Genomic DNA, 15,101 nt, shown 5'->3' on the forward strand with positions numbered 1-15,101 from the left:
ATTCAGGATCCATGCGCGATGAACTTCGAACAGGCCCGTTTCAACATGATCGAACAGCAGATCCGCCCCTGGGACGTGCTGGATCAGAAGGTGCTTGACGTGATCGGGCAGACCCCCCGCGAGCTGTTCGTGCCGGAGACTTACCGCAACCTGGCCTACGCGGACCTGGAAATCCCCCTGGGACACGGCGAGTTCATGATGCCGCCCAGGGTGGAAGGACGGATGCTCCAGACCCTGGAGATCTCGCCGGAGGATATCTGCCTGGAGGTGGGCACCGGTTCCGGTTTCGTCACGAGCTGCATGGCGAAGCTGGGGGCGCACGTGGACAGCGTGGAGATTCACGATGACTTCCGGCGCGCGGCCCTCAAACGCCTCGAGCAGGCAGGCGTGCTGAACGTCACGCTGCAGCAGGGGGACGCCGCCAATGGCTGGACCGCGCAGCGCGAGCATTACGACGTGATCGCCGTAACGGGCTCGCTTCCCGAGTACCGGGCGTGCTTCGAGCAGCAGCTGAACACGGGCGGGCGCCTGTTTGTGGTGGTGGGCGATGCGCCGGTCATGGAAGCGTTGAGGGTCACGCGCCTGGGCCCGAACGAGTTCGTCCGGGAGAAGCTGTTCGAGACCTGCCTGAAGCCGCTGTGCGGTACTGAACGAAAGCCGACATTCACGTTCTGAGGGCAACGCACGAGGCGTTGGCACGATAAGGGCCCATGCGCCAGTTCACCCCGCGACAACTTGAAGCGCACCTGCGCGAGAGCACGACGCCACCCCTGCTGCTGGACGTGCGCGAACCCTGGGAATTCGAGATCGCGCACATCGAGGGTTCCACGCTGGTGCCGTTGGGCCAGGTGCCGCAGATGGTCAATCGCGCTGACCCGGACCAGGAAGTCGTGGTCATATGCCATCACGGCATACGCAGCCACAACGCGGGCCGGTTCCTGGAACACCACGGGTTCACCCGGGTCATCAATCTGGCCGGGGGCATCGACGCCTGGGCACGGGAAGTGGATCGGTCACTTCCACTCTACTGATGAGGGCCTGTACCCGGTACGCAACCCACGAGGTCCGGTGGCAGGCGCGGGTCACCGGCCGCGTTTGGAAACACGGATTGGCGATTAAACATTAGGTACTGCTAATATAAAACCACTTGAGACCGGGGCCATCCGACCCCTTTCCGCAGGAGATTGTCATGACTGCCCGCTTGCGCACGATCCTCTTCGCCCTGGTTCTGCTCCCGGCAGGGATGCTCCCGGTCGCCCAGAGTGCCGACCTGTGGTCGGTCTACCAGGTGGCGCTGGATCACGATGCGGAGCTGCGCGCCGCCGAGGCGGACTACCGGGCTGCGCTTGAGGCACGGCCCCAGGCCCGCTCGGTGCTGCTCCCCCAGGTCGAGGCCGGCGCCTCCCAGGCGCGCACCAGGACGGAACCCTCCGGCATGCCCAGCAGCAGCTTCGACACCACCACCTTCGACGTGACCCTCAATCAATCCATCTATGATCATCGCAATTACGTGGCACTGCGGCAGGCGGATCTGGGCATCGCCCAGGCCACGGCCTTCCGGGACAATGCCCGCCAGGGACTGATCCTGCGGGTCTCCGAGGCCTACTTCGACCTGCTGGCCGCCCAGGACAACCTCACCTTCGCCGAGGCCGAGAAGGAAGCCATCGGCCGGCAGCTGGAGCAGGCCGAGCGCCGTTTCGAGGTGGGTCTGATCGCCATTACGGATGTGAAGGAATCCCAGGCCCAGTTCGACATCGCGGTGGCCCAGGAGATCGCCGCCATGAACCAGCTGGACGTGGCCCGCGAGCAGCTGGCCGTGGTGACCGGGCAGCACTACGAGGTGCTGTCCGGCCTGAGGGATGACACCCCGTTGGCCACCCCCGAGCCGGACGATATCAACCAGTGGGTCGCCACCGCCGTGGACAGCAACCTCGAGCTCACCGCCCGGCGCTTTGCCACCGAGTTCGCCGCCGAGGAGATCCAGCGTCAGCGGGCGGGCCACTACCCCACCGTGGGTCTTCAGGCGAGCTACTCGGACGTCGACAACCACGGTGCGCCCACCGGTCTCGGCACCACCCAGTTCCTGGATCGACGCGACGCCCGGATCGCGCTGCAACTGCGCGTCCCGCTGTACACCGGAGGCCGCACCACCTCACTGACCCGGGAATCGCGGGAACGCTTCGACAGTGCCCGCGAGACACTGGATCTCACCCAGCGCCGCACGGTGCAGCAGACCCGCAGCGCCTACCTGTCGGTGGTGTCCGGCGCATCCCGGGTCCGGGCCCTGAACCGCGCCCTGGAGTCCACCCAGGCGGCTGCCGAGGCCGCGGAAGCCGGCTTCGAGGTGGGCACCCGCACGGCAGTGGACGTGCTGCTGGCCCTGCGCGAGGTGTTCCGGGCCCAGCGCGACTATGCCCAGGCCCGCTATGACTTCGTGCTCAACACCCTGCGTCTCAAGCAGGCGGCAGGCACATTGGACGAGCGCGACATCCACGCCGTCAACGCCTGGCTCCACTGATCCCGTGGCCCGTTCGCGGCTCTGCCATGCGGCCCGAAGTCAGCTGCTGATCGTGGACATGCAGGAGCGCCTGGCGGGCGCCATGGACAGCGCCGAACGCGAATCGGCGCTTCGCGCCGCGGGCATCCTGGCACAGGCCGCAGGCCAGATGGATGTGCCGGTTGTGGTTTCGGAACAGTATCCCAGGGGCCTCGGCCCCACGGTGGATGCCCTCCACCGGCAGTTCCCGGACACCACGCGCATCCTGGAGAAGATCGCCTTCTCCTGCTGCGGCGACAGCGGCATCCTGGACGCCCTCAACGCCGCGCGCCGGCCCCAGGTCGTGGTGTGCGGCATGGAGACGCACGTTTGTGTCCTTCAGACCGCCATGGACCTGCTGGAGGCAGGATTCCAGCCCTTCGTTGTGGAGGACGCCGCATGCTCGCGCAATCCCGCCAACAAGGTCAACGCGCTGCACCGCCTGCGCCAGGCCGGGGCGGTGGTGACCAATTGCGAATCGGTGCTCTTCGAATGGCTGCGCGATGCGCGGCATGCCCGGTTCAAGGCCCTGACGGCGCTCATCAAATGAGTGTGAGGCGGGAGGGGTAAGGGGATAGGCGTGAAACTCCGGTTGCAGCCCTGGCGTAGGGAGTTACACAAAAAGAATTACAGACTCGGTCTTCAGTGATTTTTTCTCTGTGACCTCTGTGACCTCTGTGGCAAAACGCCTCACCCCTCACGCCCCACGATCTCCTCCACCCAATCGGCCACCCGCGCCACCGCCCCCCGATTCACGGCCACCACCCGGGCCGCCGCCTCGCCGCGGCGCGCGCGATCCCCGGCATCACCGAGCAACGCGATCACCTCCCGGGTCAGCGCCGCGTCATCAGGCACCACCCGCGCACCGCCCGCCTGCTGCAGAGCATCGAACACGTCGCCGAAATTGAACACGTGCGGACCCGTGAGTACGGGCAGGGCGTGAACCGCCGCCTCCAGGGGATTGTGGCCCCCTGCGGGCACCAGGCTGCCCCCCATGAAGGCCACGTCCGCGCGGCCGAACAGGTCCTGCAGTTCACCCATGGTGTCGCCCAGCCACACGGCGGTCTCGGCGGCAGGCGTTTCACCCCGGGAACGCCGGGCCGCCGGCAGGCCCGCCTGCCCGCACAATCGGGCTGCCGCCTCGAAGCGCTCCGGATGGCGCGGCACCAGAATCAGCAGGGCATCGGGAATCCGCTCGCGCACGGAGCGATGGACCGAGAGGACACGCTGCTCCTCCCCCTCGTGGGTGCTGGCCGCAATCCACACGGGCCGATCCGGCGCCGGTCGCGGTGGTACCGCGGAATTCCCGTTGGCCGGTGACCGGAGGTCATATTTCACGTTGCCCGGCACACGCACACGCGCGGCATCCGCCCCCAGTTCGCAAAAGCGCCGCGCATCGGCATCGGAGCGTGCCGCCAGCGCGCTGACGCAGCGCAGGGTTGCCGCCACCAGCGGCCGGACGCGGCGGTACCCCTTCAGGGACTGCTCGGATAGGCGCCCGTTGACCAGCATCACCGGCACGTCCAGGGACCGGCAGGCCGCGTAGAGATTCGGCCAGAGCTCGGTCTCCATCACGATCAGCAGACGGGGATTGACCCGCCTCACGAACCGCCGCGTCAGGCGCGGCAGGTCCACGGGCAGGTAGCGGTGTTCCACCTGTGCTCCGAAACGGCGGCACACCTCGGCGGATCCGGTGGGGGTGGTGGTGGTCACCAGCACAGCGTGGTCCGGAAAGCGCAACCGCAGCGCTTCGACCAATGGCACCGCAGCGGCCACCTCGCCCACGGACACCGCATGCAGCCAGAGACGGGGCCGCGCCGGCATGGGCGGCCCGGGGCGGAAGCGTTCGCCCCAGCGCCGAAGATACGCCGGGTTCCGGCGCGCACGCCACAACAGCCGGGCCGCAATCAGCGGCAACAGCAGGTAGAGCAGGATCGAATACGTCGCACGCCACATGAAGTCAGGGTATGCCGGCAGCCATGACAGGCCCGGAATGGTAGCATGCGCAGGCACCCGGTCCCTGCCGGCGCAACCCGTGGACCGGGCTGTCCGGGTTATGATTCGATCTTTTGGACATTGCCCGCCACATGCCTCGAAAACGCCGCCACGATTCCCCGCTTCTGCCCCGGTACTGGGGTCACTGGCTCGCGGTCGGTCTCCTGTGGTCCGCCTCGCACCTGCCGCTTGCGGCGCAGCACTGGCTGGGCAACCGCCTCGGAGACCTGTTTCACCTGTTGGGACGGCGGCGCCGCCATATCGCGCGGGTCAACATCGACCTGTGCTTTCCCGAACTCGGTGAGGGCGAGCGGGCACGTCTGGTGCGGGAGCATTTCCGGGCCGCGGGGTTTGCGCTGTTCGAGACCGCCCTGTCCTGGTGGGGCAGCGACCGGCGCTTCGGGAAGATGGCAACCATCGAGGGGCTCGGCCACTTGCAGGCCGCACTGGCACAGGGCAAGGGAGCACTGCTGCTGAGTGCCCACTTCACCACCCTGGAACTGGCAGGCCGCCTGCTGATCCTGTCACACCACCCGATCGCCGCCATGTACCGGCCCCATGAGAACCCGGTGATCGAATACCTGTTCGCGCGCAACCGTGGCCTTCACTGCGAGCGGTCCATCCGCCGGGACGACGTCAAGGGCCTGTTGCGGGCGCTGAAGGACAATCTGCCGGTCTGGTATGCCCAGGACCAGAGCAAGGGCGGGCGGTACAGTGTCACCGTGCCGTTCTTCGGTGAGCCCGCCGCGACCCAGACCGCCACCCACCGCATCGCCCGGGCCAGCGGCGCGCCGGTGCTGCCCTTCTTCGGCATCCGCGAGGCCGACGGGACCTATCGCCTGACTATCCATCCGCCCCTGCAGGATTTCCCGACGGACGACCCGGTGCGGGACACCGCCCGGATCAACTCGATCATCGAGGATGCGGTACGCATGGCCCCGGAGCAGTACTTCTGGGCGCACCGGCGCTTCAAGAAAAGGCAGGGAATGGCGGACCCCTACAGCCGGACCTAGTGTCGTGTCCCACCAAGTGGTTCACAGGAGAACCGAGAACCGCAGGGCGGATAACCGAAGCGCATCCGCCGGCCACCTGGCCCATGACGTGTACGACAACACCCCGGGAGCGTAGGAGCCCGGTCCCCCGGGCGATCCGGCCCGGCTCAACCGTCTGCCGGTGCCGGCGCCTCTCGAATCCGGCACCTGAGCCGTGCGGCGCGCCGGTGAAGCTTGTGGCGCATCAGAACCGGAAACCAGCGGGACAGCGGCAGCAGCTTCTTGCCCAGGGCCACACTCTTGATGTCCGCGCTCACGAGGCGCACCTGTCCGTGCGCATCTTCGCAGACGAGCAGGTTGTAGGTGTTCAGATCGAACAGCGGGATCGAGTGCTCCAGGAGAAACGCCTCAAGGCGGTCCACCGCCTCGAGCAAGGTGTCGGCGCGATAGCGCCGCTCGACCGTCAGCCAGTGATGCAGCCGGCGGGCAGGGGTACCGTCCTCGTTGACGATGCGCCGCGACCACAGGGCCACACCCTCGGGCGTCCACAGCAGGCCGAAACACTCGGCCACGTGACGGTGCAGCACAGGGCCAAGCCGGCGGCGCAGACTGCAGTACGCGCGCCACTCGGCCGAGGTGTATCCGAAGTAAGGCAGGGCTCGCCCGATCCGGCGGCGCAGGCTGTTCCGCCAGGTGGTGCGGCCCTGTTCCTCCGGGGGCAGTTCGAACTTGAGGCAACGCCCCGGGTCCCCGGGGTCCAGGACACAAATGCGGCTGGCGCTTCGTCCGATCACCACGTGGCCACGCCAGAGGTCCGGCTCCGTGGTGCCGGGCCCGGTACCATCGGCATCGCCGGCCGGTGCATCCGTCATGACGAACCGAACCTGTCCGTAAGCATGCCGCGAATATGGGCCGCCACCCTGGGGGTATCGTTCACCGGTTCATAGCTCCAGTTCTCCAGCGGACCGGGGAATGAACGCGTGACGCCCTCCCGCCGCAGCTGGTGATGAAACACCACCAGCCGCTTGCTGTAACCTTCCAGGTCCACCACGTGTACGGGCTTTCCGGTACTGGCGGCCTCGGACACCATGGACACGGAATCCCCGGTCACGACGATATGATCGGCCAGACCCAACAGGGCAAGGTAGGGGTTTTCCCCCTGGCCATCCCAGATGAAGTGGGGCACATCCCGCAGCGCCTCGCGCAGCGCCTCCAGATTCTCGCTTCCGGTGCGGCGGGAAGGGGTCAGGGCGATCCCCGCTCCGTGGTTGCGGGCCAGGGCGGCCAGTTGCTTGCCGATGGACGTGCTGACCTGGGGCGTGAGCCTGCAGGTGCGATTGGAGCCGCCCACCAGGACCGCCACAAGGGGGCGCGGCAACCCCGCAAACAGGGCGCCCTGCGCCTGTGCCGCCTCGGCGAGTTTCTCCGGCGTTACGCGGTGCAGCGCACCCCGGGTTGCCAACACGTTCCCGCCCTCGAGACCGTCATGGCGGGGGGGCACCACCAGGTCGAAGTGACGGGCAGGAATCTGCGGATCCTGGATATGGACAGTCAGCGTCTTTCCGGCGCTCAGGCGTCGGATGGCAATGGACAGGGCGGCACTGCGGCGGCCGCAGGTGATGAGCAGCCGCGGCCAAGGCGGCTCCACCGGATCACTGTCCGGCGTCAGTCCATGGAACACGCCGGGGCACAGGTGCCCCGGCAGCCAACGCCAGGGCGCGCGCAGGCCGATGGTCTTGTGCTCGAAGGGCAGGCCCACCGCTTCGGCCAGGCCGATGGCCTGACTGGTCATGCCGGCCTCGCCGGTGGTCAGGGTCCAGCAACGGGCGCCGGACATCTCAGGCGCTGACGGGCTGCTCGGGGAAGGCGAGTTCGTGGCGTGCACGCCAGTCCTGGGTCACGTAGTTGATGATCAGGGAGCGCCGGACGCCCGAAATGGGACGTTTCTCGAAGCCGTGCCAGGTGTGATCCGACGGCACGAACACCAGGGCGCTGTTGAACTCGGCCGGCGCCCGCGCGGCCGGTGTATCCGCGTCCGCGTACACGTCGGTGCCCCAGTCCTCGTGGCCGGGATCCGTGGACAGGTACAGCAGCATGGTGAACTTCTTCACCCCCAGGTCCGTATGGGGTGCAAGCCAGAACCCGTCGGTGTCCAGGCAGTGCTCGATGCGCAGGCTGGTGTCGGTCAGATCCACGTCGAAGAAGCGCCCGAGGGCACCCGTCACCTCGGGGGACTGGAAGGCCTCGGCGGTCTCCCGGCACACCTCGAAACGCTGATTGGCCTCCCGGTTGAAAAAGCGGCGCAGGCTGTTGTGGGTCTCGCGCTTGCCCCGGGTGTCGTCGATCTTTGGCGGATCCACAGGCAGGGCAACCACGTCACGGCAGGTGGACTCGGGGAGCACGTTGTGCATCATCCAGTGCCGGTAGGGCTGCTCCCTGCGGTGGCTGGCGGCAAGGCTGCGGACGATGCTCTGCTGGATGCTTTCGACGGACACGGCGGGGGATCTGCCTTGAAAGGGGTTGGTTCTAACATGCCATCCCCCCCCCGTCAACGAAGCCCCGGGGCCGGGGACGGGAGGCCGTGTCGCGGCGGTCCGGCGTACCGGGCGCTGATGGGATAGAATGTCGGATTTCCCCAAACCCCTGGTGCGGCCCCGCGTGCTGACAGTTCTGCAAATCCTTCCGGCACTCGAATCGGGGGGCGTCGAGAAAGGGACGCTCGAGATCGCCCGGGCGCTCACCGGAAACGGGTACCGCTCCTTGGTCATGTCCCGGGGCGGCCGCCTCGTGGCGCCGCTGCAGGGGTCCGGGAGCGAGCACTTCAACTGGCCCGTGGGCCGCAAGTCCCTGTGGACGCTCAGGCTGGTCCCCCGGCTGCGCCGCTTTCTGTGCGATCAACGGGTGGACATCGTCCATGCCCGGTCACGAATGCCTGCCTGGCTGGCCTACCTGGCCTGGAAGGGCATGGACCCGCGCACACGCCCGGGATTCATCACGACGGTGCACGGATTCTACTCGGTCAACCGCTACAGCGCCGTGATGACGAGGGGCGAGCGGGTCATCGCGGTCTCCGACAGCGTGCGTCGCTACGTGCTGGACAACTACCCGGACACGGACCCGGCACGACTGGCGGTGATTCACCGGGGCATCGACCGGGCGCTCTATCCCCACGGGTACACGCCGCCCGCCGACTGGCTGTCGGCGTGGCACCGGGAACACCCGCAGCTGGAAGGCCGTTACGTGCTCACGCTCCCGGGGCGGATCACCCGCCTGAAGGGTCATGGCGACCTGCTGGAGGTCCTGCGCCGGCTGCTCGACCGGGGCATACCGGCCCACGGCCTTATCGTCGGCGAGGCGCCGGCCCGCAGGCAGGCCTACCGGCAGGAGATCGAAACCCGGGCGCAACGCCTGGGCCTGGGTGATCACGTCACCTTCACCGGACATCGCTCCGACCTCAGGGAGATCATGTCCGTCTCCGGGGTGGTGCTGTCGCTCTCCACCACCCCGGAATCCTTCGGCCGCACCACCCTGGAGGCCCTGAGCCTCGGCCGACCCGTAATGGGCTATGACCACGGCGGCGTGGGCGAGCAACTGGCGATGATCTATCCCGCCGGGCGAATCCCGCCGGGCGACACACAGGCGCTCGCCGGGCGGCTGTCCGACTGGCACGGGAACGGGCCGCCGCCGGTTCCCGTGGCGCACGACTTCACCCTGGAGCGAATGTGCCGGCAGACCCTGGCCCAGTACGACGCGCTCCATGCGCAACGGGTGTCGTCATGCGAGTGACCCACGTGATGCTGAGCGGGGGGTTCGGCGGCGCCGAACGCTATTTCGTGGATCTTTGCAACGCGCTGGCCAGGCGCGGGCACGGGGTGCAGGCCATCTGCCAGCGGGGATCCGCGGCCCATGAGCGGCTGGTCGGGGCACCGGGCGTCGCGCTCACGCCGATCCGTGTGATGGGCGCCTGGGATCCCCTGGCCCGCCGCGCCATCGGCCGGGCGCTCACGGCATTCCGGCCGCACTTGGTGCACGCCCATCTGGCGCGGGGTGCCTGGCTGGGCGGACAGGCGGCGCACCGGCTGGGGCTGCCGGTGATGACCAAGCTCCACAACTACGTCAAGCTCAAGTACTACCGGCACGTGGACTGGTTCAATGTAACCACCGCCAGCCAACGGGACTATCTGCGCGGCAAGGGGATCGACCCGGCCCGGATCCGGGTGATCCCCAACTTCTCCTCGCTGCCGCCGGTCACCACCCGCCCCGCCGCCGGCCGGCCGGCGCTCAACTGGCTCAGCTACGGACGTCTGGTCCATAAGAAGGGCTTCGACCTGTTGTTGCAGGCCTTTTCCGTGCTGCGCGAGACCCACCCCGGTGCGCGCCTGTGCATCGGCGGCGACGGCGAGGAACGGGCCCACCTGCGCACGCGCGCCCGGGAGCTGGGCCTGGCGGATCATGTGACCTTTCCCGGATGGATCTCCGACGTGCCGGGCGCACTCGACCGGGCCGATATGTTCATATTGCCTTCCCGGGACGAGCCCTTCGGGATCGTGGTGCTGGAGGCCATGGCCCGGGGCGTTCCCATCGTCTCCACGCGCACGCAGGGGCCCGTGGAGATTCTCGACGACGCCACCGCCTGGCTCTGCCGCGTAAACGACGCCGGCGATCTTGCCCTGGGCATGCAACGGGCGGCCGCATCCGCCGGGGAGCGCGATCTGCGGGCCGAACGGGCGCTTGCCCGTTACCGGGACGTCTACCACGAGGACGCGGTGCTGCCCGCGCTGATGGATCTTTACCGGCAGATCACCGAGACTGGCGCCGATTCCGTCCCGCCCTGAGCGACCTGCCCCACCGGGGCAGGAAAGACCGAAATCACCACAAGGAATCTTCGACACATGAGTGAAACACCCGGCACCAATGTCATCTGCATGAAGTGGGGAACGGCCTACACGGCCCGCGATGTGAACGTGCTTCATCGAATGGTGGCGCGTCATCTGGCCCGCCCCCACCGCTTCGTGTGCTTCACGGACGATCCCGCAGGCCTTGATCCCGGCATCGAGCACTTCCCGTTGCCGGATGTTCATGTGCCGCCGCGGCTCATGAACGAGGCATGGCTGAAGCTCGGCACCTACAGCGCGCCCCTGGCCGACCTGACCGGCACCGCGCTGTTTCTCGACCTGGACATCGTCATCGTGGATTCCATCGACTGCTTCTTCGAGCATCCGGGCGAATTCTGCATCATCCACAACTGGACCCATCCGGACCGCATCGTGGGCAACTCGTCGGTGTACCGGTTCAGGGTGGGCGAATTGTCCTGGGTGCTGGACAGATACCACGAGGATCCCGAACGGGCCAAGGAGACCTATCGGAACGAACAGGCCTTCCTGTCACACAGCCTGCAGGACGCAGGCGTCGACATGACCTACTGGCCGGCGGAATGGTGTGTCAGCTTCAAGAAGCACTGCATGCCCAGCCGGCTGCTGGCCCCGTTCGTGACACCCGGAAAGCCGCCCGGCGCGAGAATCATCGCCTTTCACGGACATCCGAAGCCCGATGAGGCCATCCGGGGTGAATGGAAGGGCCGCTGGAAGAAGATGCGGCCCACGCCGTGGATCGCGGAGCACTGGCGTTAGGCGTGCGCCTGTTGATCAGGCAGACCGTTGAAACCGACAGCCCCCCCCCGGGACGACCCCGAAATCGCAACATCTGATGGACACCGAGTGAATTCACGGCCTCTGAACATCGCTCAAGTGGTTGCCAGCTCCGGTGCAGGCGGACTGGAAAAACATGTCGGGGAGTTGTGTGAAGAACTCGCGAAGGCCGGCCATGGTGTAACGGTCATCGCTCCTCAGGAATTCACACGGCAACTTCCCCACGGCATCGAAGGCCGGGCGGTCCGCCTGGATCGTGGGAGACATGATCCGAGATCATTGCTTGCTCTGACGCGCACCCTGCGCGGCCTGGACTGTGACATCGTTCATGCACACGCGACCAAGGCGGCCTTCATGACCGGACTCATCCGGCCGTTACTTCGATGTCCCACCGTCGCGACACTTCACAATGTCAAGCACAGCCTGTCGGCCTACCGTATGCACGACCATGTGATCGCCGTCAGTCGGACACTTGCTCGGGAATTTTCGCCCGGGCAAGTGAGCGTGATCTACCACGGCATCAGGGCCAGGGAGATCGTGCCCATGGATCTACGCACCCTGTTCAATCTACCACCTGAACGTCCGGTCCTGCTGGCAGTCGGCCGGCTCGTCCCGGCCAAGGGGTTTGATGTACTGATCGAGGCGGTGTCGGGGCTCCCGGTGTCCCTGCTGATCGCCGGTGACGGCCCGACGCAACCATACCTCGCGGCCGCCGCGGAGAAATGCGGTGAGTCGACAGCAATTCGTTTTCTGGGATATCGAAATGACATTCCGTCTCTCATGGCCCACAGCGATGCAGTGGTGATCTCGTCGCGGCGCGAGGGTTTCTCCTACGTCTTTGCCGAAGCCGCCCTGCTGAAAAGGCCGGTGCTGTCCACGGATGTACCCGTTCCAAACGAGGTACTTCCCTCTGATCTAATCGTGAGAACGGGCAGTGCCGTCGCTCTGCGTCAGAGACTGCAGCAATTACTGGAGGACATCAGCCACTGGAATGAAATCATGGAGCCGGTGTACCGCTTCGCCGAACAACAACTGAACCTGAACGCCATGACGGAGAAAACACTGGCAACCTACCGGAAGATCATCGGTCATTGAGCACGGTCGAAAACCGGGCCCCCTCACCCGGGCACCTGCGTGCACGTAGCACGCTGTTGACGCCAGATGTGGGTGACAAATCCCGCCAGCACCAGATTGTGGACAAGCGCTCCCGTACTGTAGAACAGGAATGACTCAAAGAAATTTATAACCAGAAAGAACATGAGGAACGCCCCGAGGAAAAGCATGAAATCCCCTTCAAGCCATCCGCGACGCCAGGCCCGCCAACTGTTGATGACTACCCAAGCAAGCAGTCCGGCAAAGAACATCGCTCCGAGAAGACCGTAATTGATCAACAACTCCAGATAGGAGTTGTGCAAGTGGCCGAAATTCTGACTTATCTCCCTGGGTACGGAGTCGGTATTTTCCAATACGATACGCCCTCCCCCTGAGCCCCATCCGACCAGAGGACTGCGCGGAATCCATTCCAGCGACGCCTTCCAGGCAGTGATGCGCACGCCCGCGCTGGTTACGGTCATCGAGTCCCCGTTACCGGCCAACAGCTGCGAGATTGCCACCGAGTCGCCTCGCATGCGCTCGGCGATGTCCCTGCCATCGGAGACCACGGCGATCAGCGCCAACACCATCACCAGAGCACCCACCAACCCTAAAGACAGCACACGCGTGAGTCCGCGCTGCTGAGCATCCGCATGGCCATGATACTGCCCCCGCCAACGCGTCGCGATGGCATAAAGAAAAAACGGAAAACTTAAGAGCACGGCCAGCCAAGCCGCACGTGTCTGCGTCACGGCGAGACCTGCAATGCACAGCACGACGGCAATGAGGTAGACAACGGCCTGCCAGGAAAACAACGACCCAGCGTTGCTAAGGAAACGCGCCGAAAAGGACATCAAACCCAGCAAAGTCACTCCGAGAAACATGGCAGTATGCTGCTCATTCCGCAGATTGAAATGAACACGATCCCCCGAGAAGCCGCGAGCCCAGTCATGCCAGCCCTCCCCCATGGTCCAGGGCATCAGGACCACGGCACCGGCAGCCACACCCCAGAACAGGAGCACGTTTCGGGAACTCCCTGCCAGCGCCCACGCCAAGGGCAGGAAAATGAGCAACCGGGCCATGAGGTCCAGGTTGGGGTAGGGCTGCGCCCAGTCCCTATACAACAGGAAGGTGAATGTCCAACTGAGGGCGGGTATCACCACGGACGCGAGTATCACAAGTGCCCACCACATTCGCCCGACACCATCACCGGCGACAAAGAATCGCCAGAAGGCCACGATAACCAGCAATCCGAAGGCGATGTCCGAGATTCCCTTGGCAGTGAACAGCAGGCCCGCAGACAACAGCGCGGTGATCGCCACGAATGCACGCTGAGCACTCCCGTCAAGCCAGGCGTCGCGATCTTCCCATAATCTGTCGATGATTTTGCCGGCAGCGTTCATGGACAGTCGGCCGGTGGCCCGTACGACAACGGGGCGATTCCGTAATTTTTCATACCTAGGGAGAAAGGCAGACTGCTCATAAGGACGGCTCGGCAAGCCGATGGTCGGATTGGCGAACGGATCCCTGTGGACAAGCTCGTCGGGCCGGTCGACCCGCTTGCCCTGAATCGGGTCAACAGCCGCCCCGACACATCAGTCGGTGAAAACGTACTCGGTACCGCAGTATGGACAGATCATACGGCCGTCCGGCGCGTCCTCGATGGGAATGAAAACGCGCGGATGGGAGGCCCACAGGGCCGTGCCGGGCTGCGGGCAGTGCAGGGGCAGATCGGCCCGGGTCAGGGCCACGCTGGTCTGGGCGTTGGCGGGCTGACACTGGTCCTGGTGTTCGGCGGTATGAGGGTTGGGCATCAGATCACCGTAACGGATGAATGGGCAGGATTAACAGGATTTCTCATTCAAACAAATGTCAGCCACGCCTCGTGCCTGTCGGTTCGGCCGTGCACCACGTCGAAGTACAGGCTCTGCAGGCGCTCGGTGATGGGGCCTCGCCCGCCGTTTCCGATGGGGCGGCAGTCCAGTTCGCGGATGGGGGTCACCTCGGCGGCGGTGCCGGTGAAGAAGGCCTCGTCAGCCACGTAGACCTCGTCGCGGGTGATGCGCTTCTCCCGGACCTCGATTCCCTCCTCGGCGGCCAGGGCGACGATGGTCCTGCGGGTGATGCCGTCCAGGGCGGACGTCAGTTCCGGAGTGTAGATGACACCGTCCTGGATCATGAAGAAGTTCTCGCCGCTGCCTTCCGACACGTAGCCCTCGACATCCAGCAGCAGGGCCTCGTCGTAGCCGCAGGACAGGGCCTCCTGCAGGGCCAGCATGGAGTTCATGTAATTGCCGTTGGCCTTGGCCTTGCACATGGTGATGTTCACGTGATGCCGGTTGAACGAGGAGGTCTTGATGCGAATGCCCCGCTCCATGTTCTCCGCCCCGAGGTAGGCACCCCACTCCCAGGCCGCGACGATGGCGTGGACCTTGAGATTGTCCGCACGCAGGCCCATGCCCTCTGATCCGTAGAAGCACATGGGACGTATATAGGCGCTCTTGAGGTGATTCTCCCGTACCGCCCCCTTCTGTGCCTCGTTGATCTGATCCTCGGTGAAGGGGATGGTCATGCCCAGGATGCGGGCCGAGCGGAACAGCCGCCGGGTATGTTCCTCCAGGCGGAAGATGGCGGGCCCCCGGTCGGTCTGATAGGCGCGCACACCCTCGAACACGCCCATGCCATAGTGAAGGGTGTGGGTCAGCACGTGCGTGGTGGCTTCGCGCCAGGGCACCATTTCGCCGTCGTACCAGATCAGACCGTCACGGTCGGCCATCGACATGGGGATCACCTCAATTGTTCGTATCTGTTGTCTGAATCAGAAACGGGCAGGGTCAT

At 65.7% G+C, this 15,101-nt stretch carries 16 protein-coding genes; 9 read left to right on the top strand and 7 right to left on the bottom strand.

The genetic code is table 11. From position 1 onward, the window contains the following. The first annotated feature begins 18 nt into the window (after nucleotides 1–18). From THITHI_RS0108460 to THITHI_RS0108475, 4 genes are all read left to right on the top strand, one after another. Nucleotides 19–675, top strand: coding sequence for a protein-L-isoaspartate O-methyltransferase family protein (locus THITHI_RS0108460; RefSeq protein WP_018232649.1), 657 nt, complete (start codon nucleotides 19–21; stop codon nucleotides 673–675). Between the two features lie 35 nt (nucleotides 676–710). Beyond that, on the top strand, nucleotides 711–1,031 hold the full coding sequence (locus tag THITHI_RS0108465; RefSeq protein WP_018232650.1) for a rhodanese-like domain-containing protein: 321 nt from the start codon (nucleotides 711–713) through the stop codon (nucleotides 1,029–1,031). A 158-nt stretch (nucleotides 1,032–1,189) separates the two neighbouring features. Next, a complete protein-coding gene (locus THITHI_RS0108470; protein ID WP_018232651.1) occupies nucleotides 1,190–2,518 on the top strand; it encodes a TolC family outer membrane protein in 1,329 nt (442 codons plus the stop codon). A gap of 4 nt (nucleotides 2,519–2,522) precedes the next feature. Then, nucleotides 2,523–3,086 carry a hydrolase gene (locus tag THITHI_RS0108475; RefSeq protein WP_018232652.1) on the top strand — a complete coding sequence of 188 codons (564 nt, stop codon included), beginning with the start codon at nucleotides 2,523–2,525 and terminating at the stop codon, nucleotides 3,084–3,086. Nucleotides 3,087–3,226: 140 nt separating this feature from the next. On the opposite strand, the gene waaA is transcribed toward THITHI_RS0108475, so the two are convergent. Continuing rightward, nucleotides 3,227–4,492, bottom strand: a complete 1,266-nt coding sequence (gene waaA, locus THITHI_RS0108480; protein ID WP_018232653.1) for a lipid IV(A) 3-deoxy-D-manno-octulosonic acid transferase — start codon at nucleotides 4,490–4,492, stop codon at nucleotides 3,227–3,229. Nucleotides 4,493–4,623: 131 nt separating this feature from the next. On the opposite strand from waaA, the gene lpxL reads away from it, so the two are divergent. Continuing rightward, a complete protein-coding gene (gene lpxL / locus THITHI_RS0108485; RefSeq protein WP_083908775.1) occupies nucleotides 4,624–5,544 on the top strand; it encodes an LpxL/LpxP family Kdo(2)-lipid IV(A) lauroyl/palmitoleoyl acyltransferase in 921 nt (306 codons plus the stop codon). Between the two features lie 146 nt (nucleotides 5,545–5,690). Here lpxL and THITHI_RS0108490 read toward each other — a convergent pair whose 3' ends face one another. From THITHI_RS0108490 to THITHI_RS0108500, 3 genes are read right to left on the bottom strand one after another with little or no spacing between them, the layout of a single operon-like run. Next, complete coding sequence (locus THITHI_RS0108490) at nucleotides 5,691–6,395, bottom strand: YrbL family protein (RefSeq protein WP_018232655.1); 705 nt, start codon at nucleotides 6,393–6,395, stop codon at nucleotides 5,691–5,693. Then, complete coding sequence (locus tag THITHI_RS0108495; protein ID WP_018232656.1) at nucleotides 6,392–7,360, bottom strand: mitochondrial fission ELM1 family protein; 969 nt, start codon at nucleotides 7,358–7,360, stop codon at nucleotides 6,392–6,394. Before THITHI_RS0108495 ends, THITHI_RS0108490 begins: the two co-directional genes overlap by 4 nt. A gap of 1 nt (nucleotide 7,361) precedes the next feature. After that, nucleotides 7,362–8,018 (bottom strand): 2OG-Fe(II) oxygenase, encoded by a 657-nt coding sequence (locus tag THITHI_RS0108500; protein WP_018232657.1) that lies wholly within the window; start codon nucleotides 8,016–8,018, stop codon nucleotides 7,362–7,364. A gap of 127 nt (nucleotides 8,019–8,145) precedes the next feature. Between THITHI_RS0108500 and THITHI_RS0108505 the strand changes: the two genes are divergently transcribed. The 4 genes from THITHI_RS0108505 (at nucleotide 8,146) to THITHI_RS0108520 (ending at nucleotide 12,266) form a co-directional block, all read left to right on the top strand. Continuing rightward, nucleotides 8,146–9,309 (top strand): glycosyltransferase family 4 protein, encoded by a 1,164-nt coding sequence (locus THITHI_RS0108505; RefSeq protein ID WP_018232658.1) that lies wholly within the window; start codon nucleotides 8,146–8,148, stop codon nucleotides 9,307–9,309. Beyond that, entirely contained in the window at nucleotides 9,300–10,358 is a 1,059-nt protein-coding gene (locus THITHI_RS0108510; protein WP_033336923.1) for a glycosyltransferase, read from the top strand. Before THITHI_RS0108505 ends, THITHI_RS0108510 begins: the two co-directional genes overlap by 10 nt. Before the next feature lie 57 nt (nucleotides 10,359–10,415). Continuing rightward, complete coding sequence (locus THITHI_RS0108515) at nucleotides 10,416–11,153, top strand: hypothetical protein (RefSeq protein ID WP_018232660.1); 738 nt, start codon at nucleotides 10,416–10,418, stop codon at nucleotides 11,151–11,153. A gap of 87 nt (nucleotides 11,154–11,240) precedes the next feature. Beyond that, on the top strand, nucleotides 11,241–12,266 hold the full coding sequence (locus THITHI_RS0108520; RefSeq protein WP_198005594.1) for a glycosyltransferase: 1,026 nt from the start codon (nucleotides 11,241–11,243) through the stop codon (nucleotides 12,264–12,266). Nucleotides 12,267–12,289: 23 nt separating this feature from the next. On the opposite strand, the gene THITHI_RS18730 is transcribed toward THITHI_RS0108520, so the two are convergent. From THITHI_RS18730 to THITHI_RS0108535, 3 genes are all read right to left on the bottom strand, one after another. Continuing rightward, on the bottom strand, nucleotides 12,290–13,666 hold the full coding sequence (locus THITHI_RS18730; RefSeq protein ID WP_018232663.1) for an O-antigen ligase family protein: 1,377 nt from the start codon (nucleotides 13,664–13,666) through the stop codon (nucleotides 12,290–12,292). 192 nt (nucleotides 13,667–13,858) lie between these two features. After that, entirely contained in the window at nucleotides 13,859–14,077 is a 219-nt protein-coding gene (locus THITHI_RS0108530; protein WP_018232664.1) for a zinc-finger domain-containing protein, read from the bottom strand. 47 nt (nucleotides 14,078–14,124) lie between these two features. Continuing rightward, nucleotides 14,125–15,045 (bottom strand): branched-chain amino acid transaminase, encoded by a 921-nt coding sequence (locus tag THITHI_RS0108535; protein ID WP_018232665.1) that lies wholly within the window; start codon nucleotides 15,043–15,045, stop codon nucleotides 14,125–14,127. Between the last annotated feature and the right edge of the window lie 56 nt (nucleotides 15,046–15,101).

The organism is Thioalkalivibrio thiocyanodenitrificans ARhD 1 (assembly GCF_000378965.1).
Classification (GTDB): Bacteria; Pseudomonadota; Gammaproteobacteria; order Ectothiorhodospirales; family Ectothiorhodospiraceae; genus Thioalkalivibrio_A; species Thioalkalivibrio_A thiocyanodenitrificans.